The sequence below is a fragment of the Methylococcus mesophilus genome, from assembly GCF_026247885.1.
Lineage (GTDB): Bacteria > Pseudomonadota > Gammaproteobacteria > Methylococcales > Methylococcaceae > Methylococcus > Methylococcus mesophilus.
In genome coordinates, this window is the sequence record NZ_CP110921.1 from 2724258 (window position 1) to 2746047 (window position 21790).

At 63.7% G+C, this 21790-nt stretch carries 20 protein-coding genes; 12 read left to right on the top strand and 8 right to left on the bottom strand.

Features of this window, described 5'->3' with window-relative positions:
• Positions 1 to 97 precede the first annotated feature (97 nt).
• Genes OOT43_RS12910 through OOT43_RS12920 form a run of 3 tightly spaced genes read left to right on the top strand, consistent with a single transcriptional unit; the run spans position 98 to position 6025 of the window.
• Positions 98 to 3526 carry a hybrid sensor histidine kinase/response regulator gene (locus tag OOT43_RS12910; protein ID WP_266020991.1) on the top strand — a complete coding sequence of 1143 codons (3429 nt, stop codon included), beginning with the start codon at positions 98 to 100 and terminating at the stop codon, positions 3524 to 3526.
• A complete protein-coding gene (locus OOT43_RS12915) occupies positions 3523 to 5655 on the top strand; it encodes an EAL domain-containing response regulator (RefSeq protein ID WP_266020992.1) in 2133 nt (710 codons plus the stop codon). Before OOT43_RS12910 ends, OOT43_RS12915 begins: the two co-directional genes overlap by 4 nt.
• A gap of 25 nt (positions 5656 to 5680) precedes the next feature.
• The gene (locus OOT43_RS12920; RefSeq protein ID WP_266020993.1) at positions 5681 to 6025 is read left to right on the top strand and encodes a phage holin family protein; all 345 of its coding nucleotides are present in this window, start codon (positions 5681 to 5683) and stop codon (positions 6023 to 6025) included.
• Between the two features lie 7 nt (positions 6026 to 6032).
• On the opposite strand, the gene hemW is transcribed toward OOT43_RS12920, so the two are convergent.
• On the bottom strand, positions 6033 to 7175 hold the full coding sequence (hemW, locus tag OOT43_RS12925; protein WP_266020994.1) for a radical SAM family heme chaperone HemW: 1143 nt from the start codon (positions 7173 to 7175) through the stop codon (positions 6033 to 6035).
• Positions 7176 to 7238: 63 nt separating this feature from the next.
• Here hemW and OOT43_RS12930 point away from each other — a divergent pair, with 63 nt between their 5' ends.
• The 7 genes from OOT43_RS12930 to mutM all read left to right on the top strand — a co-directional run bounded on the left by OOT43_RS12930 (position 7239) and on the right by mutM (position 14966).
• Positions 7239 to 8183, top strand: a complete 945-nt coding sequence (locus OOT43_RS12930; RefSeq protein WP_266020995.1) for an ABC transporter ATP-binding protein — start codon at positions 7239 to 7241, stop codon at positions 8181 to 8183.
• Positions 8180 to 8935, top strand: coding sequence for an ABC transporter permease subunit (locus OOT43_RS12935; RefSeq protein ID WP_266020996.1), 756 nt, complete (start codon positions 8180 to 8182; stop codon positions 8933 to 8935). The genes OOT43_RS12930 and OOT43_RS12935 overlap by 4 nt, the downstream gene beginning before the upstream one ends.
• Positions 8932 to 10329 carry a GldG family protein gene (locus OOT43_RS12940; RefSeq protein ID WP_266020997.1) on the top strand — a complete coding sequence of 466 codons (1398 nt, stop codon included), beginning with the start codon at positions 8932 to 8934 and terminating at the stop codon, positions 10327 to 10329. The genes OOT43_RS12935 and OOT43_RS12940 overlap by 4 nt, the downstream gene beginning before the upstream one ends.
• A 94-nt stretch (positions 10330 to 10423) precedes the next feature.
• On the top strand, positions 10424 to 11341 hold the full coding sequence (locus tag OOT43_RS12945; protein ID WP_266020998.1) for a DUF4340 domain-containing protein: 918 nt from the start codon (positions 10424 to 10426) through the stop codon (positions 11339 to 11341).
• Positions 11342 to 11399: 58 nt separating this feature from the next.
• Positions 11400 to 12947, top strand: coding sequence for an MBOAT family O-acyltransferase (locus OOT43_RS12950; RefSeq protein WP_266020999.1), 1548 nt, complete (start codon positions 11400 to 11402; stop codon positions 12945 to 12947).
• A gap of 2 nt (positions 12948 to 12949) precedes the next feature.
• The gene (locus tag OOT43_RS12955; RefSeq protein WP_266021000.1) at positions 12950 to 14143 is read left to right on the top strand and encodes a hypothetical protein; all 1194 of its coding nucleotides are present in this window, start codon (positions 12950 to 12952) and stop codon (positions 14141 to 14143) included.
• 7 nt (positions 14144 to 14150) lie between these two features.
• Complete coding sequence (mutM, locus tag OOT43_RS12960; RefSeq protein WP_266021001.1) at positions 14151 to 14966, top strand: bifunctional DNA-formamidopyrimidine glycosylase/DNA-(apurinic or apyrimidinic site) lyase; 816 nt, start codon at positions 14151 to 14153, stop codon at positions 14964 to 14966.
• A 15-nt stretch (positions 14967 to 14981) separates the two neighbouring features.
• On the opposite strand, the gene OOT43_RS12965 is transcribed toward mutM, so the two are convergent.
• From OOT43_RS12965 to OOT43_RS12995, 7 genes are all read right to left on the bottom strand, one after another.
• The gene (locus OOT43_RS12965; RefSeq protein ID WP_266021002.1) at positions 14982 to 16004 is read right to left on the bottom strand and encodes an isocitrate/isopropylmalate dehydrogenase family protein; all 1023 of its coding nucleotides are present in this window, start codon (positions 16002 to 16004) and stop codon (positions 14982 to 14984) included.
• Positions 16005 to 16086: 82 nt separating this feature from the next.
• Positions 16087 to 16857: an exodeoxyribonuclease III gene (gene xth, locus OOT43_RS12970; protein ID WP_266021003.1), complete on the bottom strand. Its 771-nt coding sequence runs from the start codon at positions 16855 to 16857 to the stop codon at positions 16087 to 16089.
• A gap of 114 nt (positions 16858 to 16971) precedes the next feature.
• Complete coding sequence (locus tag OOT43_RS12975; RefSeq protein WP_266021004.1) at positions 16972 to 17187, bottom strand: winged helix-turn-helix domain-containing protein; 216 nt, start codon at positions 17185 to 17187, stop codon at positions 16972 to 16974.
• A gap of 42 nt (positions 17188 to 17229) precedes the next feature.
• The gene (gene minE / locus OOT43_RS12980) at positions 17230 to 17511 is read right to left on the bottom strand and encodes a cell division topological specificity factor MinE (protein ID WP_266021005.1); all 282 of its coding nucleotides are present in this window, start codon (positions 17509 to 17511) and stop codon (positions 17230 to 17232) included.
• A gap of 4 nt (positions 17512 to 17515) precedes the next feature.
• Complete coding sequence (minD, locus tag OOT43_RS12985; protein WP_266021006.1) at positions 17516 to 18325, bottom strand: septum site-determining protein MinD; 810 nt, start codon at positions 18323 to 18325, stop codon at positions 17516 to 17518.
• A gap of 30 nt (positions 18326 to 18355) precedes the next feature.
• Positions 18356 to 19096, bottom strand: a complete 741-nt coding sequence (gene minC / locus OOT43_RS12990) for a septum site-determining protein MinC (RefSeq protein ID WP_266021007.1) — start codon at positions 19094 to 19096, stop codon at positions 18356 to 18358.
• Between the two features lie 85 nt (positions 19097 to 19181).
• On the bottom strand, positions 19182 to 19832 hold the full coding sequence (locus tag OOT43_RS12995; protein ID WP_266021008.1) for a class I SAM-dependent methyltransferase: 651 nt from the start codon (positions 19830 to 19832) through the stop codon (positions 19182 to 19184).
• Positions 19833 to 20016: 184 nt separating this feature from the next.
• Here OOT43_RS12995 and OOT43_RS13000 point away from each other — a divergent pair, with 184 nt between their 5' ends.
• Positions 20017 to 20262, top strand: a complete 246-nt coding sequence (locus tag OOT43_RS13000) for a hypothetical protein (RefSeq protein WP_266021009.1) — start codon at positions 20017 to 20019, stop codon at positions 20260 to 20262.
• Positions 20263 to 20289: 27 nt separating this feature from the next.
• Complete coding sequence (ubiD, locus tag OOT43_RS13005; protein WP_266021010.1) at positions 20290 to 21786, top strand: 4-hydroxy-3-polyprenylbenzoate decarboxylase; 1497 nt, start codon at positions 20290 to 20292, stop codon at positions 21784 to 21786.
• The last annotated feature ends 4 nt before the right edge of the window (positions 21787 to 21790 follow it).

Below are 21790 nucleotides of genomic sequence, written 5' to 3' on the forward strand. Positions count from 1 at the left end.
TGACATCAGTCATCGCGCGGATTTGTTGAGTGGATAGCGGCTGCAGTATAAGCGGTATTTGAGAGAACAATTTGGAGTCAATTTCTGGCCTGCGCTCATGGAATCCTTTGACCAGTTCATCCCCCATGGCTACTGCATCAAGTGGTCGCCCGCCTTGCTGTGGACTTTCGTCATCAGCGACGGTCTGACCTTCCTGGCCTATTTCGCCATCCCAATCATCCTTTTCTTCTTCGCCCGGAGGCGCGGCGGCGCGAAAGTACGCGGCGTGCTGTTGCTATTCGCCGCCTTCATCCTGGCCTGCGGCACGACGCATCTGCTGGACGTGGTGACACTGTGGATACCGATGTATTGGCAGACCGCCATCGCCAAGGCTGTCACCGCGGCGGTGTCGGCGGCAACGCTGGTTTACTTGCTGCCGCGCGTCCCTGCCTTGGCGAGCCTGCCCAGCCTGGACCGGTTGATCGCACTCAATGAGGAACTGGCCAAGGAAATTGCCGATCGCAAGCTGGCCGAAGCAGCCTTGGCGCAGCGGGAGGAGATTTATCGGACGACGGTCCAGCAGGCCGCCGACGGCATCGTGCTGCTCGATCCCCGCACCCATTGTTTCGTCGAGTTCAACGAGGCCGCTTGTCGGGATTTGGGCTATAGCCGGGAGGAGTTTTCCCGCTTGCGGCTCTCCCAGATCAACGCGCAATTCGACGGCCAGGGGCTGGAGATGCATTTTGCAGCATTGCTGCAGGGCAGCCAGAATCTCGATTTCGTGACCGTGCACCGGCATAAGGACGGTAGTCTGATCGACGTCGAAGTCAGGAGCCGGCTGGTCGAGGTCGGGGGACGCAAGTATTTCGCGGCACTGTGGCGGGACGTCACCAGTAGCAGGCAAAGCCAGCGGGCGCTGCAGATAGCCTATGATCGCTTGCGGATGGCGGCGGACGCCGCCGAGCTGGGCATATGGATCTGGACCTTCGCCGACAACAGCCTCGTCTGGGACAAGCGGATGTTCGAAATCTACGGTGTTCCCAACGATTTGCGCAAAGACGAATTGTGTTACCGGCTGTGGGAATCCAGCCTCCACCCGGAGGATCGGAAGCACGCCGTGGAAAAGCTTCAGACGGCTTTGAACGGCAAAGGGCGCTTCGATCCGGTGTTCCGGATCGTTCGACCAGACGGCGGCGTGCGCTACGTGCAGGCGATGGGTCTCATCGAGCGCGACGCGAGCGGCGCCGCGGTGCAGATGGTCGGTACCAACCAGGACATCACGGCCCAGCGCGAGCTCGAATCCCGGCTGCAGGAAGCGAGAATCGCCGCCGAGACGGCCAGCCGGGCCAAGAGCGACTTCGTATCCAACATGAGCCACGAAATCCGCACGCCGATGAACGCCGTGATCGGATTGTCGCAACTGCTGCTGGACACTCGTCTGGACCGGGTGCAGCGCGACTATGTCGGCAAAATACAGAGCTCGTCGAACGCCCTGCTCGGCATACTCAACGACATTCTCGATTATTCCAAGATCGAAGCCGGAAGGTTGGCTCTCGAATCGGTGGACTTCGATCTGGACGATTTGCTGGATACCGTCATCGACCTGTTCTCGGTCATGGCGGAAGCCAAGGGGCTGGAGCTGTTCTTGGAGGTTCCTCCGGATTTGCCGCACCGGTTGCGGGGTGACCCGCTGCGGCTGAGCCAAGTGCTCAACAACCTGGTGGGCAATGCGGTCAAGTTCACCGAGCGCGGGGAAGTCCACGTCAAATTGGAGTGGGTGCCGCAAGCCGGAAAAGAGGCAGCGTTGGGCGTGTCGGTGCGCGACACCGGCATCGGCATGGGCGAGGAAGAGCAGGGTCAGTTGTTCCAGTCCTTCAGTCAGGCCGATACCACCACTACGCGCCGCTACGGGGGCACCGGCTTGGGCCTAGCCATCAGTAAAAGTCTGGTCGAGCTGATGGGGGGCGAGATCGACGTCGAAAGCGTGTCCGGGCGGGGCAGCACTTTCCGGTTCACGGTTCCCCTGTTGCCGGCCGAAGCCGGCGCGCCGGCGCGAGATCCGGGCGAGCTGCGCGGCATGAGGGCTTTGGTGGTGGACGATCAAGACACCTCGCTGCAGTTGCTGAGCAATATTCTCGTCTCCTGGGAATTCGGTGTGAGTCTGGCGGGGAGTGCCGAGGACGGCTTGAGGCGTCTCGTCGACGCCGATCGGGCGGGTATGCCGTTCGAGCTGCTGATCGTCGACTGGAAGATGCCGGTGATGGACGGCATCGAGATGGCGCATCGGGTCAACCAAATGGCCGAACGGGGCGAAGTGGCGCGGCCTCCCGTCGTGATCATGGTCACTGCCTACGGACGGCACCAGGTGCTGGAGGCGTCCGGAAAAGTCAGGTTCGATGCGGTCCTGGACAAACCGGTGAAGCCATCGAGCCTGTTCGATACCGTCGCTCGTATCCAGAATCCCGGTGCGGCGCCGCCGCGGTCTAAGCGGCACGCGAGAGAGGCCGACTTGTTTTCGCTGACGTGGCCCATACGCGGTGCCCGTGTGCTGCTGGTCGAGGACAATCCCACCAACCAGCTGGTCGCCGAGCGCTTGCTCGAAAAGATGGGCATGGTCGTCGAGCTGGCGGTGAACGGCCGTGAGGCCGTAGAAAGGGTGAAGGAGCGCGATTACGATGCCGTCCTGATGGATTTGCAAATGCCGGTCATGGACGGTTTTGCAGCTACTGCGGCGATACGCACTCTGGACAAAGCCCGCGGGCTTCCCGTCATTGCCATGACAGCCGCGGCCATGGTCAAGGACCAGCGGCGGACCACGGCCGCCGGCATGAACGATCACATCAACAAGCCGATCGACCCGGAGAAGCTGGCGGCGGCGCTGGTCCGTTGGATTCCGCCGGGCAGGCGACTAGATGAGGGGCGACGCGCTGAGGCCGACGAAGCACCTTTCGATTTGCCCGGCCTCGACCTCGACCGCGCCCTGTCCCATACCGGCCAAAGCTGGAGCATCCTGCGCAGCGCCATCGCCCGGTGTCGCGACGATTTCGAGACCGCAGCCGGCAAGCTGGATGCTTATCTTCGCTCTGACCGGTGGCAGGACGCGGAGCGTTTGGTACACACCGTCAAGGGCCTGGCGGCTACGATAGGCGCCGGCGCGCTGTACGACGCCGCCCAGCGGTTCGAAGACGAGTTGCAGCGCAGGGAACTTCACTCGCGCATGGCCTTTGAACACGCGCTGGCGGCGGTGCTCGATAGCGTCGCTCCGCTGTGCTCGGCGCAGGCCGAGGCAATTGGCGATCAACGCGTCGCCGAGCATGCTCCGGACCCCGCGATTTGGCTGCCGCGCTTGCGTGAGCTGGAGGCCTTGCTGGCGCAGAACCGGGGCCAGGCCAGGGCGCTGGCGCAGGAAGTCGCCTCCGGTCTTGCCGGTACGGCGCTGGCTGGGGTTTTCGGCAAGATCGAGGCTGAGGTGCGGCAATTACATTTCAAGGACGCTGGTGAGGGGCTGCGTGCCCTGATGGCATCGCAAGGCTGGAGAGAGGAATGAGCGAAACTGAGGACCGGGTTGCCCGCATTCTGATCGTCGACGATGCGCTGGCGAACATAGATATCTTAATGAGCGCCCTGGAACCGGAGTTCGAGGTCCAGTTCGCGACGTCCGGGGCCGAGGCGTTATTTCTGCTGGAGGCGGGGGCGAAGCCCGACCTCATCCTGTTAGACGTGTTGATGCCGGGTATGGACGGCTTCGAGGTCTGCCGCCGACTCAAGGCGGAGGAGCGGACCCGCGACGTCCCGGTCATCTTCCTGACGGCCAAGGACGGCGAGCACGATGAAGCCTTCGGGCTGAGCCTGGGCGCGGTGGATTACATCACCAAGCCCTTTCCGATGGCCATCGTCAAGGCGCGGCTGCGCAATCATATCAAGCTGGTTTTGCAGGAACGGCGTCTGCAACGGGAGATCGCCGAACACAAGGCGGCCCGGGAGCAGCTGCAGGTGGCGGGAATGGTGTTCAACGCCTCCAGCGAAGGCATGCTGCTGGTGAACGCCGCTAACCGGATCGTGGCGGTCAATCCCGCTTTCGTCGCTCTCACGGGGTACGGCCCTGAGGACGTGGTCGGCAAGGATCCGAAACTGCTGCACTCGGGCCGGCACGATGCCGCCTTTTACCGGGCCATGTGGGAGGCTCTGCATACGACGGGGACCTGGCAGGGGGAGATCTGGAACAAGCGCAAGAGCGGCGAAGAATACGCTGAGCAGTTGACGATCAACACGATTTACGACGATTCCGGCGAAGTCTATCTGCGGGTCGCCCTGTTCGCGGACATCACCGAGAAGAAAGAATCGGAAGCCCTGATCGAGTTCCAGGCGCGCTACGACGCCTTGACTCAGCTGCCCAACCGGCAGCTGTTCGCCGAGCGACTGGCCCAGGCCGGCGAGCGGGCGCACCGCGACAACAGTCGCGTGGCGTTGCTCTACATCGATCTCGATCACTTCAAGGAGGTCAACGATACCTTGGGGCACCACCAGGGCGATGCCCTGCTGGTCCAGGTGGCGCACCGCATCCGGCGCTGTGTCAGCGAGTCGGAGACCGTGACCGTGGCCAGGCTTGGCGGCGACGAGTTCACCGTGATCGTACCGGACTTCGAGGACATGGGCGAGGTCGAGTGGCTGGCACGTGCCATCATCGACAGCCTGAGCAAGCCATACCAACTGGGGGATCATCTCGCCCATGTTTCCGCGAGCGTCGGCATCACGGTCTTTCCGGACGATGCCCCCGGCACCGACGGCCTGTTGCGGAATGCAGACCAGGCGATGTATGCGGCAAAGCGGGCGGGGCGCAACGGCTATCAGGCGTTCAATCCCGAGATGCAGCGCGCCATGTCGATGCGGGTGCGCCTGAGCCAGGCGCTGCGGGACGCGGCGCAGGCGGGCCAGTTGCGATTGCACTATCAGCCCATCGTCGAACTGGCCTCCGGCCGGATACGCAAGGCCGAGGCCTTGCTCCGCTGGACTCATCCCGAGTTCGGAGAGGTGGACCCCGCAATTTTCATACCGATCGCCGAAGACTGTGGCAGCATACACGGGATCGGCGATTGGGTGTTCGAGCAGGCGGCGCGCCAGGCGGCACGCTGGCGCCGCAGGTTCGGGGCCGATTTCCAAGTCAGCATCAACGTCTCGCCTCTGCAGTTTCATGCCGGCGGCAGGGATTTCGGCGGATGGCTGGAGCGGCTGCGGGAACTCGGGCTGGACGGCGGCGTGCTGGCGATCGAAATTACCGAGACGCTGCTGATGGATACGGACCAGGCGATCGCCGAAAAGCTCGCTCAGTTTCGGGCCGCGGGTATCCAAATAGCGCTCGACGACTTCGGGACGGGGTATTCTTCTCTGGCGTATCTCAAGGAGTTCAGGATCGATTACCTCAAGATCGACCGGGCATTCGTCCAGGACATGACGCCGCATTCCAAGAGCTTCCTGTTGTCGGAAGCCATCGTGACGATGGCGCACAGGCTGGGTTTGAAGGTCATCGCCGAAGGGGTGGAAACTCCGGAACAGCACAAGCTGCTCGCCCGCATCGGCTGCGACTACTTCCAGGGGTATCTGTTTTCCAAGCCGCTGCCGGAGGACGCGTTCGAGAGATTGCTCCGACCGGCCTCATGCGGGGCCGCATTTTCATGAACGGCTTAACCTGACGGAGGCGGCCATGATCGCATTTCTGGTGCATCTTTTTCTCACAGCGGCTCTGCTGCTGCTGGTGGCCCACTGGGTGCGGGGCATCGAGGTGGAGGGCTGGGGTTCGGCGATTCTCGGCGCGATCATGCTGGGCTTGGTGAACGCCTTCGTGCGGCCGGTCATGGTGCTGCTCACCCTGCCGTTCACGATCCTCAGCTTCGGGCTCTTCCTCCTGGTGGTCAACGCTTTCATGCTATGGATGGTGTCCGTCCTGGTTCCCGGCATCCGCATCCGTGGTTTCGCTTCGGCCTTGCTGGGGAGCCTCCTGCTCACGTTGCTTAACATGGGCGTCGCCTCCCTGATGGGACCGGTGTGAATCTGGCTCAGGCAGGCGGAAGGAAGCGCTGCAATACGTCGTCCAGAAAATTCCAGCCGGTGTCGGTACAGCGGATAAGGCTGCCCGTGCGCTCCAGCAGCCTTTCGCTCAGGCATTCCGACAGAGCGGGTTCCAGGGCGCAAGCCTCGAGTCCTGTGCCTTCGGTGAAGCTGCCAAGCTCGAAACCGTCCCGCAGCCGCAAGCGGTTCATCAGGAATTCGAAGGGCAGGTTGTCCGGATCGACGAGGTGCTCGCCGCCGAGCCCTAGGGTTTCCAAGTATTGCGCGGGGTGGCGGGTTTTCCATAGCCGCGTGACCCGTCCGGAGGCCGGGTCGGTGAGCTTGCCGTGAGCACCGGCGCCGATGCCTAAATAGTCGCCGAAGCGCCAATAGTTCAGGTTATGGCGGCAGCGGAAGCCGTCGCGGGCATAGGCCGAGACCTCGTATTGGCAGTAGCCGTGTTCGGCGAGCAGGGCTTGGCCGGCGCGCTGGATGTCCCAAATGTCGTCGTCCTCCGGGAGGGAGGGCGGAAAACGGTGGAACAGGGTGTTGGGTTCGAGGGTGAGCTGGTAGAAGGAGACATGGGTTGGCCCCAGCGCGATGGCGGTTTCCACATCCCGTTCCACCTCGGCGACGGTCTGGCCCGGCAGGCCGAACATCAGGTCCAGGTTGAAGTTGCCGAATCCGGCCTCGCGCGCCATGGAGGCCGCTTCGACGGCAGTGCGGCCGTCGTGGATGCGGCCCAGCGCGGTCAGTTTCGCGTCGTCGAAGCTCTGCACGCCGATCGACAGGCGGTTGACGCCGGCTTCGCGGAAACCCTTGAATTTGGCGCTTTCCGCCGTGCCGGGATTGGCTTCGAGAGTGATCTCGGCTTCGCTGGAGAGGGTGATGCGCGACCTGACGCCATCCAGTAATAGGCCGATGGCTTCGGGGCTCAGCAGGCTGGGGGTGCCGCCGCCGATGAACACAGATTCCACCGTGCGGCCCGGAACCCTTCTCGCGTCTCGCGACAAATCCTGCAGCAGGGTCGCGATATAATCGTGCTCCGGCAGGCTTCCCTCGAAGCGGTGGGAGTTGAAATCGCAGTACGGACACTTGCGCACGCACCAGGGCACGTGGATGTAAAGTCCCAATGGCGGCGGTTTCAGCATGGACGGGGCCGTGCGTCCCGGCAGACTTGCATTTTGTACAAACTTTCGTATCTTACGCGCAACATGACGAGCCTGATTCAAGTTCAAGAACTCTATAGGTATTACGGCGATCATTGCGCCGTAAACAACGTGAGCTTTACGCTGGAAAAAGGCGAGATTCTCGGATTTCTCGGCCCCAACGGCGCCGGCAAGTCCTCGACCATGCAGATGATCTGCGGGAATCTCGCTCCGACCTCCGGCCAGATCCTGATCAACGGGATCGACATCCTCGACCAGCCGCGCGAGGCCAAGCGGGAACTCGGTTATCTTCCGGAGATTCCGCCGGTCTACCGCGATTTGACCGTGGACGAATACCTCGAGTTCTGCGCCCGGCTCCACGGCATCAGCCGGGAGCGTCTACGGCGGGCGGTCGACACCGCCAAGGAGCGTTGCGGCCTCACCGAGGTGGGACCGCGCCTGATCAACAACCTGTCGAAGGGTTACCAGCAGCGCGTCGGCATCGCCCAGGCCATCGTGCACATGCCGGCGGTGATCGTGCTGGACGAGCCCACGGTGGGGCTGGACCCGATCCAGATCCGCGAAATCCGCGAGCTGATCCGGGAACTTGGCCGCGAACACGGGGTGATCCTGTCGACCCACATTCTGCCGGAAGTACAGGAGTCCTGCACCCACGTCCAGATCATCCACAAGGGTAAGCTGGTGCTCAATGGCACGATCGCGAGCCTGGAGCAGCGGATGCGCGCCTCCAGCCTGTTGGTGGCCACCCGCGACCCGCTCGATCAGCGCCAGCTCTACGGCCTGGAAGGCGTGCAATCCATCGAGGATATGGGGCACAACCGCTACCGCATCTTCCACGACAAGGACAAGGACCCGGCGGTCCAGGTCGCCGAAGTCGTGGTCGGCGCCGGCTGGGGACTGGCCGAACTGGTGCCGGAGCGGCGCAGCATGGAGCAGATCTTCATCGACATCACCCAAACCGATCCGCAGGGCGAGGAGCAGGCGGCATGATGGCGTTCACAATCGCAGCGCGCGAATTGCGCACCCTCTTCCTGTCGCCGCTGGCCTGGTCGGTGCTCGGCGTGATCCAGATCATCCTGGGCTACATGTTCCTGGCTCAGCTCGATTACTTCATGATGATGCAGCCGCGCATGGCCGGCATGGAGGAAATGCCGGGCGTGACCGATCTGATCGTGGCGCCGCTGTTCGGCAATGCCGGCGTCATTCTGCTGCTGGTGACCCCGCTGCTCACCATGCGCCTGATCAGCGAGGAGCGCCGCAACCGGACCCTGAGCCTGTTGTTCACCGCCCCGGTGTCGATGGCCGACATCATCCTGGGCAAATACCTGGGCGTGTTCTTCTTCCTGCTGATCATGGTCGGCATGCTGGCGCTCATGCCGCTGTCCCTGCTGATGGGCGGCGGGCTCGACCTCGGCAAGCTGGCTTCCTGCATCCTGGCCTTGACGCTGCTGCTGGCCGGTTTCGCCGCGGTAGGCCTGTACATTTCGGCCTCGTCCAATCAGCCCACGGTGGCGGCGGTCGCGACCTTCGGCGCCTTGCTATTGCTGTGGATCATCGACTGGACCGGCGGCGCGGAGGGCGATGCCAACGGCGTGCTGCAGTATCTGTCTCTGCTGCGGCATTACGAAGCACTGCTGAAAGGCTTGGTTTCGACCACCGACCTGATCTATTTCCTCCTGTTCATCCTGACGTTTCTGGTTCTGAGCGTCCACCGTCTGGATAACGACCGGCTGCAAAAATGAAGATCAACCGTAAGACTCACATGGAGCTGCGGCTCCAGAATCTGTTATTCACCCTGTTGTTCCTCGGCGTGGTGGCTCTGGCCGCCTGGCTGAGCACCCGTTATTCCGCCCAGTTCGACTGGACCGCTGCGCACCGCCATACGCTGTCGGAAGCCAGCGTCAAGGTGCTGGACATGCTGAAGGAGCCGGTCCGGGTGACGGCCTATGCCCGCGAGACCAAGAACCTGCGGGACCAGATCAGTGACCAGGTCGGCCGCTACAGCCGCCGCAAGAAGGACCTGAGCCTGAGTTTCGTCAATCCCGACACCCAGCCGGACAAGGTCCGCGAACTGGGAATTTCTGTCGACGGTGAGCTGGTCATCGAATACCAGGGCCGCAGCGAAAACGTGCAGGAGGCGAACGAGACCACTCTCACCAACGCCTTGCAGCGTCTGGCGCGCGCCAAGGACCAGCGCATCGTCTTCCTGGAAGGCCACGGCGAGCGCTCGCCCAGCGAACGTGCCAACCACGACCTGGGCCAGTTCGGCGACGAGCTGGGGCGCAAGGGCCTCACCGTGTCCACGGTGAACCTGGGCGTCACGCCGAAGATTCCCGACAACACCGACGTGCTGGTCATCGCCAGCCCGAACGCCAATCTGCTGCCGGGCGAGGTGGGCCTGATCGGCGACTGGGTGAAGCAGGGCGGCAATCTCCTGTGGATGATCGATTCCGACAACCTCAAGGGTCTCGGGCCGCTCGCGCAGCAGCTCGGGGTGCAGGTGCTGCCGGGTTCGGTAGTGGACGCGTCCACCCAGTTGTTCGGCATCGACGATCCCACCTTTGCCCTGGTCGCGGAATATCCGCCGCATGCGATCACCTATGGCTTCCAGACCATGACCCTGTTCCCGTCCGCGCTGGCGCTGGATGCGGTGCAGGACAATCATGACTTCGAGCGCGAGGCGCTGCTGAACACCCTCGCGCGCTCCTGGACCGAGACCGGCCCCATCGAGGGCAAGATCAGCTTCGATGCCGACAAGGGCGAACGCCAGGGTCCGCTGCACATCGCCTACACCCTGACTCGTGAACTCAAGGCCGAGCCGAAGGAAGGGGAAAAGAAGGAAGGCGCCGAGGCGGCCAAGCCGAGAGAGCAGCGCATCCTGGTAGTCGGCGACGGCGATTTCCTGTCCAACGCGTTCCTCGGCAACGGCGGCAATCTCAATCTCGGCCTCAACGTGATCAACTGGCTGAGCCAGAACGACCAGTTCATCAACATTCCTGCCAAGACTTCGCCGGACCGCGACCTGCAGCTCACGCCGCTGGCTTCGGGCATCATCGGCTTCGGGTTTTTGATCGTGCTCCCGGTGGCGCTGATCGGCAGCGGCGTGCTGATCTGGTGGCGGCGGCGCCAGCGTTGAGACCTGAGGTTGGGACGGCTCTGATTCGGACGATCCGAGGCGCACCGCCCGCCTCGGCTTCCGGTTATTTGGTGGAGGGACTATGAAATCTCGGATGCTGCTCAATCTTTTTCTGTTGGCCGCCCTGGCGGTGCTCGGCGCCATCGCCTATTTCGAGCCCGGCAAGAAGGAGCCCGCCGAGACGCCTCTGACGCGCGTGGACATCGACAAGGTCGATACTTTGACCCTGCAGCAGGGCGACAAGACCATCGTCCTGGCGAAGAAGGATGGGCATTGGTGGGTGTCGGCGCCGTTTTCCGCGCCGGCCAACGACTTCCGGGTTCGCCAGCTGCTGGAGATCGCGAAGGCCGCCAGCGACGCCAGCTATCCGCTCAAGCCGGAGGAGCTGGCCAAGTTCGAACTGGACAAGCCCATCGCCAGCCTGACCGTGGGCGACGCGGTGCTGGTCTTCGGCGGAGCCGATCCCATCAACATGCGGCGCTACGTTCGCATCGGGGACGCCCTGCACCTGGTGCGCGACGATTTCTCGCGCCACCTGACGGCCCAGGCGACGGATTACGTCGACAAGAAGCTGCTGCCCGAGGACGCTCGCATTCAGGAGATCGTCTTGCCGGAGTGGAAAGCGCGGTTGGGGCAGGATGGCAAATGGGTTTTCGAGCCGCCGCAGGAAGGCGGGGAGGCCCATATCGGCGATCTGCTGACGAACTGGCAGTCGGCGCGTGCGATCGACGTAAAGTACTTGGACAAGGCGGCCGAGGGGCAAAAGCTTCACATCGGGTTGGCGAACGGGGAATCGGTGGACTTCGTCATCGTCCAGCGCGAGCCCGAGTTGCTGCTCGCCCGCCAGGATTACGGGCTCCAGTATGAAGTCGTGGGCGAGCCGGCCAGGCGTCTGCTCAGCCTGAATCCCAAGCCTGCGGAAAACAAGGCCGAGGAAGCGCCTCCGCAAGCCTCGCCGGCCCCCGAATCTCCGATGGAAGACGGCGGAGCCGAGGAAATAGAAGCAGACTGAAGGCGAGGCGGCCCCGCTTCCGGTCCGGCCCCGGTCGCCCACCGCTCGAGCCGGTCCGATGCTGTTCAATTCCTACGAATTCCTGTTTCTCTACCTGCCGGCCGTACTCGCCGGGTTCTACGGCCTGGTACGCTATCGCCGGGATTTCGCGATCGCTTGGCTGGGGCTGGCTTCGCTGTTCTTTTACGGCTGGTGGAATCCAGCTTACGTCCTGTTGCTGCTGGCCTCGATCGGCTTCAATTTCCGCGCCGGGCGTGGTATCAGCCTGATGCCGGAAGGGTCGACGGCGCGAAAGTGGCTGCTGGCCGGCGCCATCGCCGCCGATCTTGCCCTGCTGGGCTACTACAAATACGCCAACTTCTTCGTCCGAGCTGTGAACGATCTGGCCGGCACGCACTGGGGTCTCGAGGAGATCGTACTGCCGCTGGGCATCTCCTTCTTCACCTTCACCCAGATCGCCTTCCTGGTCGATGCCTACCGCGGCCGGGCGCGGGAATACCGCTTCGCTCCCTACCTCCTGTTCGTTACCTATTTTCCCCATCTGATCGCCGGTCCCATCCTGCATCACGGCGAGATGATGCCGCAATTTTCCAGGGATCAGAGGGGGCGACGGATCGCCGACGATTTCGCCGCGGGGTTCACGCTGTTCCTGTTCGGCCTGTTCAAGAAGACCGTGCTGGCCGACGGCATCGCGCCCCATGCCCAGCAATTGTTCACGGCGGCGCAGAGCCAGCCGCCGATGTTCCTGGAAAGCTGGATCGGCGCCCTCGCCTATACCTTCCAGCTCTATTTCGACTTTTCCGGCTATTCCGACATGGCGATCGGCCTGTCGCTGCTGTTCGGCATCCGTTTACCCGTCAACTTCGATTCGCCCTACAAGGCGGCGGACATCGCCGAATTCTGGCGGCGCTGGCACATGACGCTGTCCCGCTTCCTGCGCGACTACCTCTACATTCCCCTGGGCGGCAACCGTTGTGCGCCCTGGCGGCATAGCCTGAATCTGTTTCTCACCATGCTGCTGGGCGGGTTCTGGCATGGCGCCAACTGGACCTATCTGGCCTGGGGCGCGCTCCACGGCACCTACCTCGTCATTCATCACGGCTGGGGTAAGTTGCGGCAGCGCGTGGGATGGGGCGCCAACCCCGTTTCCCGCCTGGCGCAGTGGGTGGGGAGACTCCTCACCTTCCTCGCCGTGGTGTTCGGCTGGGTGCTGTTCCGTGCCGACAGCCTGGCGACCGCCGGGAACATCCTGCGCGGCATGCTGGGGCTGAACGGACTGGCGCTGCCGGCCGGGCTGAAAGACTGCGCGCTGGGCGGGCGCTTGGCGGCGGAAGGCTGGAAGTTCAGTGAGTCCCCATTGCTGCACGGCGCCGGGCCCTTCCTGTGGATCGCGGCCTTGTTGCTGGTCTCCATGTGCATGCCCAACACCAACGAAATCTTCGCCCGTTTCAGTCCCAGCCTGAACATGGCGAGGGGCGTGCCGCGCGAAGCGCGGTTCTGGCAGTGGCGGCCGGATCGGGCCTGGGCGCTCCTGTGCATCGTCGTCGGCGTGGCCGCGGTGTGTTCGATTTCCGAGCTCAGCGAATTCATCTACTTCCAGTTCTGACGATGAATGGCGGCGCCTACCTCAAGACCGTATTGATCGGTATCTTCGCCCTGCTGGCGGCGCTGGCGGCGTTCTGTTACCTGGTTGATCCGTTCTGGTACAACCGTAAGGTGAGCATTCCCGGCTTCAATGCGGTCAAGCCGGAGTTCAAGCGCTACGAGCGCCACGTCAAGCCGCAGATCGTCCGGCGCGAACGCTCCGCTGCGCTGGTGTTCGGCAATTCCTACGCGGAAATCGGCTTCGACCCGCTGCATCCGGCGCTGACCCGGCCGGACCGGCACGAGCGGGGTTACAACTTCGGCCTGGCCGGCGCGGAATGGGAGCGGGTTTACTGTTCCGTGCTGTTCGCCCTCGAGCACGCTGCGCCCAAGCGGGTGGTCATCGGTTTCCAGCCGGGGCATCCGCTCCGGGCGGTCGATTGTGGGACGCTTTTTGCGGAGATGGAACATCTGCCGGCCGGTGCGCTGCTGCTGTCCGGCAAGGCCATCAAGGCCTCGATCCGCACGGTGAAAGGCCAGCGCAAGAAACCGACCCATACCGCCGAGGGCATGTTCTACTATGCCCGCTTCGAGATCGACGAAGTGGAGCGCCGGTTCCGGGCGGATTTTGCCCGCTACCTGGGCAACCTGAAGCCGGACGCGCCGTGCTTGCAAGAGCCTTCTGCGGTGGCGTCACCGCCCGGTTTCTCCCCCCCCAAGGCGAAGGGCATTCCTGCCGATCTCGCCGGGCTCCACGACCTCGTGAGCCGTCTCGTCCGCGCCGGCGTCGAAACCCGGCTGGTCGCCTATCCGGTGCATGCCTTGCGCGCCGAAGCAGACATCGCCTGCGGCTTCGCCAATCTGCGCTGGGACGCGCTGCTGTCGGTGGCGCGCACCGTCCGCGCGGCGGATCCGGAGGGGCGCTGGGTGGAGGTGTGGGATTTCCAGGGCTACGACCCGGATTTGGTCGAACCCATCCGCGATAATCAAACGCGATTGTGGCAGGATGTCGGCCATTTCAACCACGAGTTCGGCGACCGGCTGCTGGACCGGATGTTCGGCCGCGGCGAGGAAGGTTTCGGGAGCCGGGTCGAACCGGCGGCGGTTCCGGCGCTGCGCGATGCGTTTTTCCGCGACCGCACCGCTTTCCTGGAGAGCCATCCCGGTTTCGTGAGTGAGTTCGCCGGGCTGATCGATTCCTTCCGTAACATGCGCTGAAGCCGCCATGCCCGAACTTCCCGAAGTCGAAACCACCCGCCGCGGCATCGCCCCGCATATCACCGGGCGGCGAATCGTCGATGTGGGGGTGAGGGAGCCGCGGCTACGCTGGCCGATCCCCCCGGATCTGTCGGCGACGCTGGCTGGTCGCGCGGTGCTCGGCGTCCGCCGCCGCGGCAAATACCTGTTGCTCGATTTCGAGGGGGGCAGCCTGGTCGCCCATCTCGGCATGTCGGGGAGCTTGCGTATCTGCGAACCCGGCCTTCCGCCGCGCAAGCACGATCATGTCGATCTGGTGTTCGAAGGCGGAGTCTGTCTGCGCTACCACGATCCGCGGCGCTTCGGCTGTTTGCTGTGGACCGCGGAGCCGCCGGAGCAGCACCCGCTATTGGCCGAACTCGGTCCGGAACCGTTGGAGGGCGAATTCGACGGCGCGCACCTGCACCGCCTCGCCGCGGGACGGACCACGGCGGTCAAATCCTTCATCATGGACAGCCATGTCGTGGTCGGCGTTGGCAATATTTACGCCAATGAAGCCTTATTTCTGGCCGGCATCCACCCCGGGCGCCCCGCCGGAAAGATCGGCCTCGCCCGCTACCGGAACCTGGCTGGCCGCATTTCCGAGGTGCTTGCCGCGTCCATCGAGCAGGGCGGTACGACCTTGCGGGATTTCGTCAACGAATCCGGTGCGCCGGGCTATTTCAAGCAGGTCCTGCGGGTGTATGACCGGGGCGGCGAGCCTTGCCGGGTGTGCGGCGCGCCGATCCGCTGCGTTCGGTTGGGGCAGCGCGCGACCTATTTCTGTCCGCGCTGCCAGCGTTGAATAGCGCTGGTCGGGCTACGCCTGGCGCACCCGCTCGACGATGGCTTCGGCCATTTGCGCGGTGCCGCAGGGTGAGGTCTTGGCCAGGTCCGGCGTGACCGAGCGGCCGTCCTTGATGACCTCGCGCACGGCACATTCGATGCGGCGCGCGGCGTCCAGTTCGCCGATGTGTTCCAGCATCATGGCGCCGGCCATGATCATGGCGGTGGGATTGGCGATGCCCTTGTCGGCGATGTCCGGCGCGCTGCCGTGCACGGCTTCGAACAGTGCCGCGTCGGTGCCGATGTTGGCGCCCGCCGTGAGCCCCAGGCCGCCGATCAGGCCGGCCGCCAGGTCCGACAGGATGTCGCCGAACAAATTGGTGGTGACCAGCACGTCGAAGCGTTGGGGCTGCATGACCATCTGCATCGAGCAGGCGTCGACGATGCGGTCGTCGAACTCGATGTCCGGGTAGTCCTTGGCGATCTCGCGGCCGATTTCCAGGAACAGGCCGGAGGTGCATTTGAGGATGTTGGCCTTGTGCACCAGGGTGACCTTCTTGCGCTGGGCGCGGCGGGCGTAGTCGAAGGCGTAACGGATGATGCGCTCGGAGCCCTTGCGGGTGACGACGGCGATGCTTTCCGCCGCGATCTTTTCCTCGTCGACCTTGATGAAATGCTCGATGCCGGCGTATAGCCCCTCGGTGTTCTCGCGGACGGTGACCAGGTTGACGTCACTGAAGGCGGTGTCGGTGCCTTCGAAGGAGATGGCAGGACGCACGTTGGCGTAGAGGTTGAAGGCTTGGCGCAGGGTGACGTTGACGCTGCGGTAGCCGCCGCCGACGGGGGTGGTGAGCGGTCCCTTGAAGCAGATGCGGTTGGCGCGGATGGAATCCAGCGTGGCGTCCGGCAGCGGGTTGCCGAATTTCTCGACCGCCGCCATGCCGGCGGATTGGACGTCCCATTGGACCCGGACGCCGGTGGCCTCGATGACCTCGACGGCGGCATCGACGATGGAGGGGCCGATACCGTCGCCGGGGATGAGGGTGATCTTATGCATGGAGACTTTCCTTGGAGTTTGAGGTAATCGACCGATTATCCGACAGACACCGGCAAAAATTAAGCCGCGGCTGATCGAGGTTTCAGAAGCCGTCCAATTCGGCGACGACCGGTGCGTGGTCCGAGGGACGCTCGAGCTTGCGCGGCGCCTTGTCGATGGTGCAGGCGGTGCAGCGTTCGGCGAGCTGCGGGGAGGCGAGGATGTGGTCGATCCGAAGCCCCAGGTTGCGGCGGAAGCCGGCGGCGCGGTAGTCCCACCAGGAGAAGCTGGCCTCCGGCTGCTCGAAGCGGCGGAACAGATCGGAAAGCCCCAGGCCTGCCAAGGCGCGGAAGGCGTCTCGTTCGGGCGTGCTGCACAGGATCTTTTCGCGCCAGGCTTCGGGATCGTGCACGTCGCGGTCGTCCGGCGCGATGTTGAAGTCGCCCAGCACCACGGTGTGAGGATGCGTCTTCAGTTCGCTTTCGATGAAGTCGCGGATCTTCGCCAGCCAGTCGAGCTTGTAGGCGTATTTGTCCGAACCGACTTCGCTGCCGTTGGGCACGTACAGGTTGATGACGCGCAAGGGCCCCGCGGTCACCGCCAGAATGCGGCGCTGCGGATCGTCCAGGTTGGGCGGATCGGTCAGCACGCCCTCGACCGGCGCCTTGCTGAGTACAGCCACGCCGTTGTAGGTCTTCTGGCCGCTGTAGACGGCGTGGTAACCCGCTGTGCGCAGTTCGTCGACCGGAAACGCGTCATCCGTCAGCTTGGTTTCCTGGACGGCCAGGACGTCCGGCTGCGCCGATTCGAGCCATTCGAGCACCTGCGGCAGTCGGACCCGCAGGGAGTTTACATTCCAGGTCACTATTTTCATGGCGGGGCGGGATGACTTCGCCGGTGCCTCAGGCGGTCGGATGGCGTCGCCAAAGGAGCCTTGCCGGCGTCAAAGGGAAGCCCCCGTCCACGCGGGGCGGGGGCTCTTTCGGTTCTAGGCGGCGTTCAGCCGGAAAAACTCGTAGCGGCCGCGTTTTTCGGCGACGAGCTTGCCTTCGCGCGCCAGCCAGCCGATGGCGCGCTGCACCTCGTTTTTGTCCAGGCCGGTTTCGTCGGCGAGGCGGGTGGCGCTGGCTTCGCCGTTCTGGTCGAGGAAAAGCCATATCTTGCCGGCGGCGTTCCCAACGGTGGTATCGAGGTCGTCGTGCATGTCGGATCTCCTGTAGGTTCGGCAGGTCGGAAATGGAATGGCTTAGCTGCGCTTACGCTTCGGCCGGGGTTCGATGGTGTCCGGAAGGACGACGTTGAGTTCCAGCACTTCCCGGTTGTCGTCCTTTTCCATGGTGACCGTGATGGCGTCCTGGCCGACGTTGACGTACTTGCGTATGACTTCGAGCAGTTCCTTCTGCAGCATCGGCAGATAATCCGGCTTGCTCCGCTCGGCCCGTTCGTGGGCGACGAGAATCTGCAGCCGCTCTTTGGCGACCGCCGCGCTGTCGGTTCTAGAACCGCGAAAATAGTCCAGAAGTCCCATGGTCTTAACCTCTGAAAAGCCGGCTCATGAAGCCTTTCTTTTCCGCCGCGACGAATCGGTGCGGTACGTCCTCGCCCAGATAGCGGCGTACGGCGTCATCATACGCCTGTCCCGCATCGCTTTTTTCGTCCAGGATCACCGGCGAACCCGCGTTGGAGGCGTTGAGCACGGCGCGGGAGTCCGGGATCACACCCAGAAGGTGCAGGGACAGGATCTCCTGAACGTCGTCCACGCTGAGCATTTCGCCGATCTTGGCGCGCTGCGGCGAATAGCGGGTGAGCAGCAAATACTCCTTGATCGGCTCCTCGCCGGCTTCGGCCCGCCTCGATTTGGAGGCGAGGATGCCCAGCATGCGGTCCGAGTCGCGCACCGAGGAAACCTCGGGGTTGGTGACGACGATGGCGTCATCCGCGAAGTACATGGCCAGGGTGGCGCCGCGCTCGATGCCGGCGGGGGAGTCGCACACGACGTAGTCGAAGGTTTCGCCGAGCTCGTTGAGCACCCGTTCGACGCCTTCTTTCGTCAGGCTTTCCTTGTCCCGGGTTTGGGAGGCGGGAAGGATGAACAGGTTGTCGCAGCGCTTGTCCCGGATGAGGGCCTGGTTGAGGGTCGCTTCCTGGTTGATGACGTTGACGAAATCGTAAACCACCCGGCGTTCGCAGCCCATGATGAGGTCCAGATTGCGCAAGCCGACGTCGAAATCGATCACTGCGGTACGAAAACCCTTGAGCGCAAGCCCCGTCGCGAAGGCTGCGCTGGTCGTGGTTTTTCCGACCCCGCCCTTTCCCGAGGTGACAACGATGATTCTGGCCAAATTTCGATCCTCCCAATATTCGTCTAAACGTCATAAATCCTGGATGATCAGCGCATTGTCCCGCAGCATGATCTGTACCGGCCTGCCGCGCACGGCGCCGTCGAGGTTCTCGCTGATCTTGTAGTGGCCGCCGATGGCGATCAGCTCGGCCTGAAGATCCATGCAGAAGATGCGGGCGTCGAGGTCGCCCTTGACGCCGGCCATGGCGCGGCCGCGGAGGGAGCCGTAGACATGGATGTTGCCGTCGGCCATCAGCTCCGCACCCGGGCTTACCGTGGCGATCACCACCAGATCGCCGTCGTTCGCATAGACCCGCTGGCCCGACCGGATCGGCTGGTCGATGATTTTTGTGCCTGGACGGGCGGGGCGAACCGCCTCATGGACAGGCTGAGAGTGTTCGACCGCCGGCGCGGCGGGCGCAGCCGGGTGCGATTCGTGATGCTTGCCTTCGGACAGCAGCGCCAGGCCCGCCGCGTCGGCCGCCGCGTTCTGCTCCGTATCGCCGCCGCGGACGCCCACCGGCGTCAGCCCGCTCTGGCGAAGGACTTCCAGCAGGGCGCCGAAGTCGGGGACATGATCGCGTCCGGCCAATTCGTGCAGATCGAGAATGACCGGTGCATGCCGGAAGAAGTCCGGGGCCTGCTGGACGCGGGCCGCAAGCAGGTCGGCGATGGCATCCGCGTCGTCGCTGATCAGCTTGAGCACGGGCAGATTGAACGAGCCCGCGCGGATTTCGAAAGGAGTGTCGTGGGCTTGCGATGAGTCGAGCATGTTGTGCCGCGGTAGGGGGAGGGGTGCTTGATCAGGTAGATTCTTGAAATTCTAACATTGCGCTCATCGACCGCCCACGCTTGAGTTACGGCGTCGCCGGAGCGGCCGGCTCCGGGGGGTCTTTTCTAAGGTGAAGGAGCGTGAACAGCCCCATCGGCGGCAGTGTCTGCCGGCGGACTTCATGCAGCGAAGTGTGGGCGAGAATCTCGTCCATCGCCATGTCGGGACGCCAGCCGAGTTTGTGGGACAGCGGCGACAGCAGGGCTTCGAAATGCCGGCGGGCGCCCCCCTTATCCGCCGCGAAATGGTTGACGATGATGACGTCCCCGCCGGGTTTGCAGACACGCTCGATTTCGCGCAGCACCCGTTGCGGTTCGGGCACCACCGACATCACGTAAGCGGCGACGACGGCGTCGAAATAGTCGTCGGGGAATGCCATCTCGCGCGCGTCCATGATTTCGAGCCGAGCCACATGATTCAGGCTCTTGCGGTGCACCCGCTTGCGGGCACGCTCCAGCATGTGGGGCGAGATGTCGATGCCGTGTACCTGGTGTTCCTTTCGGTAGAACGGCAGGCTGATGCCGGTGCCTACGCCCACTTCCAGGATGCGGCCGGGACGGCGGTTGGTGAGGTGCGCGGCGAGCGAGCGTCCGCGAAAGTTCAAAAGCCAGCCGAAAGTATGATCGTAGACCGGCGCGTAGCGCGCATAGGACCTCAAGATGTGTTCCAGTTGCACGAGTTTCCTCTTAATTGGGCTGAACCGAAGCGTGGGAAATGCCGCCCTCGTCCCAGGCGGTTCTTATGGGATACGGGCGGGAATTATACCTGTGCGACGCGATCGTTGCCGGTTTGCCGTCATCGCCACGCCCAACCAATTCCGATACCATACCGGCCGATATCCATCAGCTCCTCACAGGAATATGAGTAAAGTCATCGAGATCAAGATCGGTTCGGAACCCCAGTCCCTCGTCGCGAAGGCGGAGAAAGCGGCGCGCGAGAAAGGCATGGAGTTCTCCGGCGACGAGACCACCGGCTGTTTCAGCGGCAATGGCGTGGATGGTGTTTACGAATTCAGGGGGGACCTCCTGGCCATCACGATCACGAAGAAGCCATTCGTATTGCCTTGGGCAGTGATCGAAGCGAGCGTGAAGAGTTTTTTCGCCTGACCGTGCGCCCTTGTCGATAAACGGGCCATGACGCGGAGCGGCGCAAAATACCGGGATCTGAGGGATTTCATCGGCCGGCTCGAGGCGGACGGAGAACTCAGGCGCATCGGTGCGGCGGTGGACCCGAATCTAGAGATCACCGAAATCTGCGACCGCACGCTGAAGGCGGAAGGTCCAGCCCTGCTGTTCGAACATCCCAAAGGTTCTTCGATCCCCTTGTTGGGCAATCTGTTCGGCACCCCGCGCCGGGTGGCGTTGGGGATGGGGGAGACCTCGGTCGGGGCACTGCGGGATGTGGGCAGGCTGCTCGCATCGCTGAAGGAGCCCGAGCCGCCCAAAGGCATGCGGGATGCTTTCGAGAAGATGCCGCTGTACCGCCAGGTGCTCCACATGGCGCCGAAAGCGGTCCGCAATGCGCCCTGCCAGCAGGAGGTGGCGCGCGGCAGCGAAATCGACCTCGGCCGCTATCCGATCCAGACCTGCTGGCCGGGCGACGCCGGGCCGCTGATCACCTGGCCGCTGGTCATCACCCGCGGGCCACACAAGGCGCGGCAGAACCTCGGCATTTACCGCCAGCAGGTCATCGACCGCAACAAGACCATCATGCGCTGGCTGGCCCACCGCGGGGGAGCCTTGGACTTCCGCGATTGGCAGGAAGCCCGGCCCGGCGAGCCTTTCCCGGTGGCCGTGGCCCTGGGGGCCGATCCCGCCACGGTGCTGGGGGCGGTCACGCCGGTGCCGGATGCGCTGTCCGAATACGGCTTCGCCGGACTCTTGCGGGGTGCCAGGACGGAAGTCGCACCCTGCCTCCTGAGCGATCTGCAGGTGCCCGCCAGTGCCGAAATCGTGCTGGAGGGGTTCCTGTATCCCGGCGAGACGGCGCCGGAAGGCCCGTTCGGCGATCACACCGGGTATTACAACGAGGTTGAATCGTTCCCGGTCTTCACCATCGAATGCATTACCCAGAGGCATTCGCCGATCTACCACAGTACCTATACCGGAAGGCCCCCCGACGAACCCGCAGTGCTGGGCGTGGCGCTCAACGAAGTGTTCGTGCCCATCCTGCAGAAGCAGTTTCCCGAGATCGTGGACTTTTACCTGCCGCCGGAAGGCTGTTCCTATCGCCTGGCCGTGGTGAGCATGAGAAAGCAATATCCCGGCCACGCCAAGCGGGTAATGTTCGGCGTGTGGTCGTTTCTGCGCCAGTTCATGTACACCAAGTTCGTGATCGTGGTCGACGACGATGTCGATGCCAGGGACTGGAAGGACGTGGTCTGGGCGATGACGACGCGGATGGACCCGGCCCGGGATCTCGCGCTGATCGAAAACACCCCAATCGACTACCTGGATTTCGCCTCCCCGGTCTCGGGCCTGGGCTCGAAGGTCGGGTTCGACGCCACCAACAAGTGGCCGGGCGAAACCAGCCGGGAATGGGGACGGCCTATCGTCATGGAGGCGGCGGTACGGCGCCGGGTGGACGAAATCTGGGATTCGCTGGGGATTTTCGCCGGCAGCCGGGGCTGAGACG

What these genes read in the sequence shown, in the direction of transcription:
- hemW (WP_266020994.1), bottom strand. Translation starts at nt 7,175, where the DNA reads ATGCTGAAACCGCCGCCATTGGGACTTTACATCCACGTGCCCTGGTGC.
- OOT43_RS12965 (WP_266021002.1), bottom strand. Translation starts at nt 16,004, where the DNA reads ATGCATAAGATCACCCTCATCCCCGGCGACGGTATCGGCCCCTCCATC.
- xth (WP_266021003.1), bottom strand. Translation starts at nt 16,857, where the DNA reads ATGAAAATAGTGACCTGGAATGTAAACTCCCTGCGGGTCCGACTGCCG.
- OOT43_RS13000 (WP_266021009.1), top strand. Translation starts at nt 20,017, where the DNA reads ATGAGTAAAGTCATCGAGATCAAGATCGGTTCGGAACCCCAGTCCCTC.
- OOT43_RS12945 (WP_266020998.1), top strand. Translation starts at nt 10,424, where the DNA reads ATGCTGCTCAATCTTTTTCTGTTGGCCGCCCTGGCGGTGCTCGGCGCC.
- OOT43_RS12950 (WP_266020999.1), top strand. Translation starts at nt 11,400, where the DNA reads ATGCTGTTCAATTCCTACGAATTCCTGTTTCTCTACCTGCCGGCCGTA.
- OOT43_RS12915 (WP_266020992.1), top strand. Translation starts at nt 3,523, where the DNA reads ATGAGCGAAACTGAGGACCGGGTTGCCCGCATTCTGATCGTCGACGAT.
- OOT43_RS12910 (WP_266020991.1), top strand. Translation starts at nt 98, where the DNA reads ATGGAATCCTTTGACCAGTTCATCCCCCATGGCTACTGCATCAAGTGG.
- OOT43_RS12935 (WP_266020996.1), top strand. Translation starts at nt 8,180, where the DNA reads ATGATGGCGTTCACAATCGCAGCGCGCGAATTGCGCACCCTCTTCCTG.
- minC (WP_266021007.1), bottom strand. Translation starts at nt 19,096, where the DNA reads ATGCTCGACTCATCGCAAGCCCACGACACTCCTTTCGAAATCCGCGCG.
- ubiD (WP_266021010.1), top strand. Translation starts at nt 20,290, where the DNA reads ATGACGCGGAGCGGCGCAAAATACCGGGATCTGAGGGATTTCATCGGC.
- OOT43_RS12920 (WP_266020993.1), top strand. Translation starts at nt 5,681, where the DNA reads ATGATCGCATTTCTGGTGCATCTTTTTCTCACAGCGGCTCTGCTGCTG.
- OOT43_RS12930 (WP_266020995.1), top strand. Translation starts at nt 7,239, where the DNA reads ATGACGAGCCTGATTCAAGTTCAAGAACTCTATAGGTATTACGGCGAT.
- OOT43_RS12955 (WP_266021000.1), top strand. Translation starts at nt 12,950, where the DNA reads ATGAATGGCGGCGCCTACCTCAAGACCGTATTGATCGGTATCTTCGCC.
- mutM (WP_266021001.1), top strand. Translation starts at nt 14,151, where the DNA reads ATGCCCGAACTTCCCGAAGTCGAAACCACCCGCCGCGGCATCGCCCCG.
- OOT43_RS12940 (WP_266020997.1), top strand. Translation starts at nt 8,932, where the DNA reads ATGAAGATCAACCGTAAGACTCACATGGAGCTGCGGCTCCAGAATCTG.
- OOT43_RS12975 (WP_266021004.1), bottom strand. Translation starts at nt 17,187, where the DNA reads ATGCACGACGACCTCGATACCACCGTTGGGAACGCCGCCGGCAAGATA.
- minE (WP_266021005.1), bottom strand. Translation starts at nt 17,511, where the DNA reads ATGGGACTTCTGGACTATTTTCGCGGTTCTAGAACCGACAGCGCGGCG.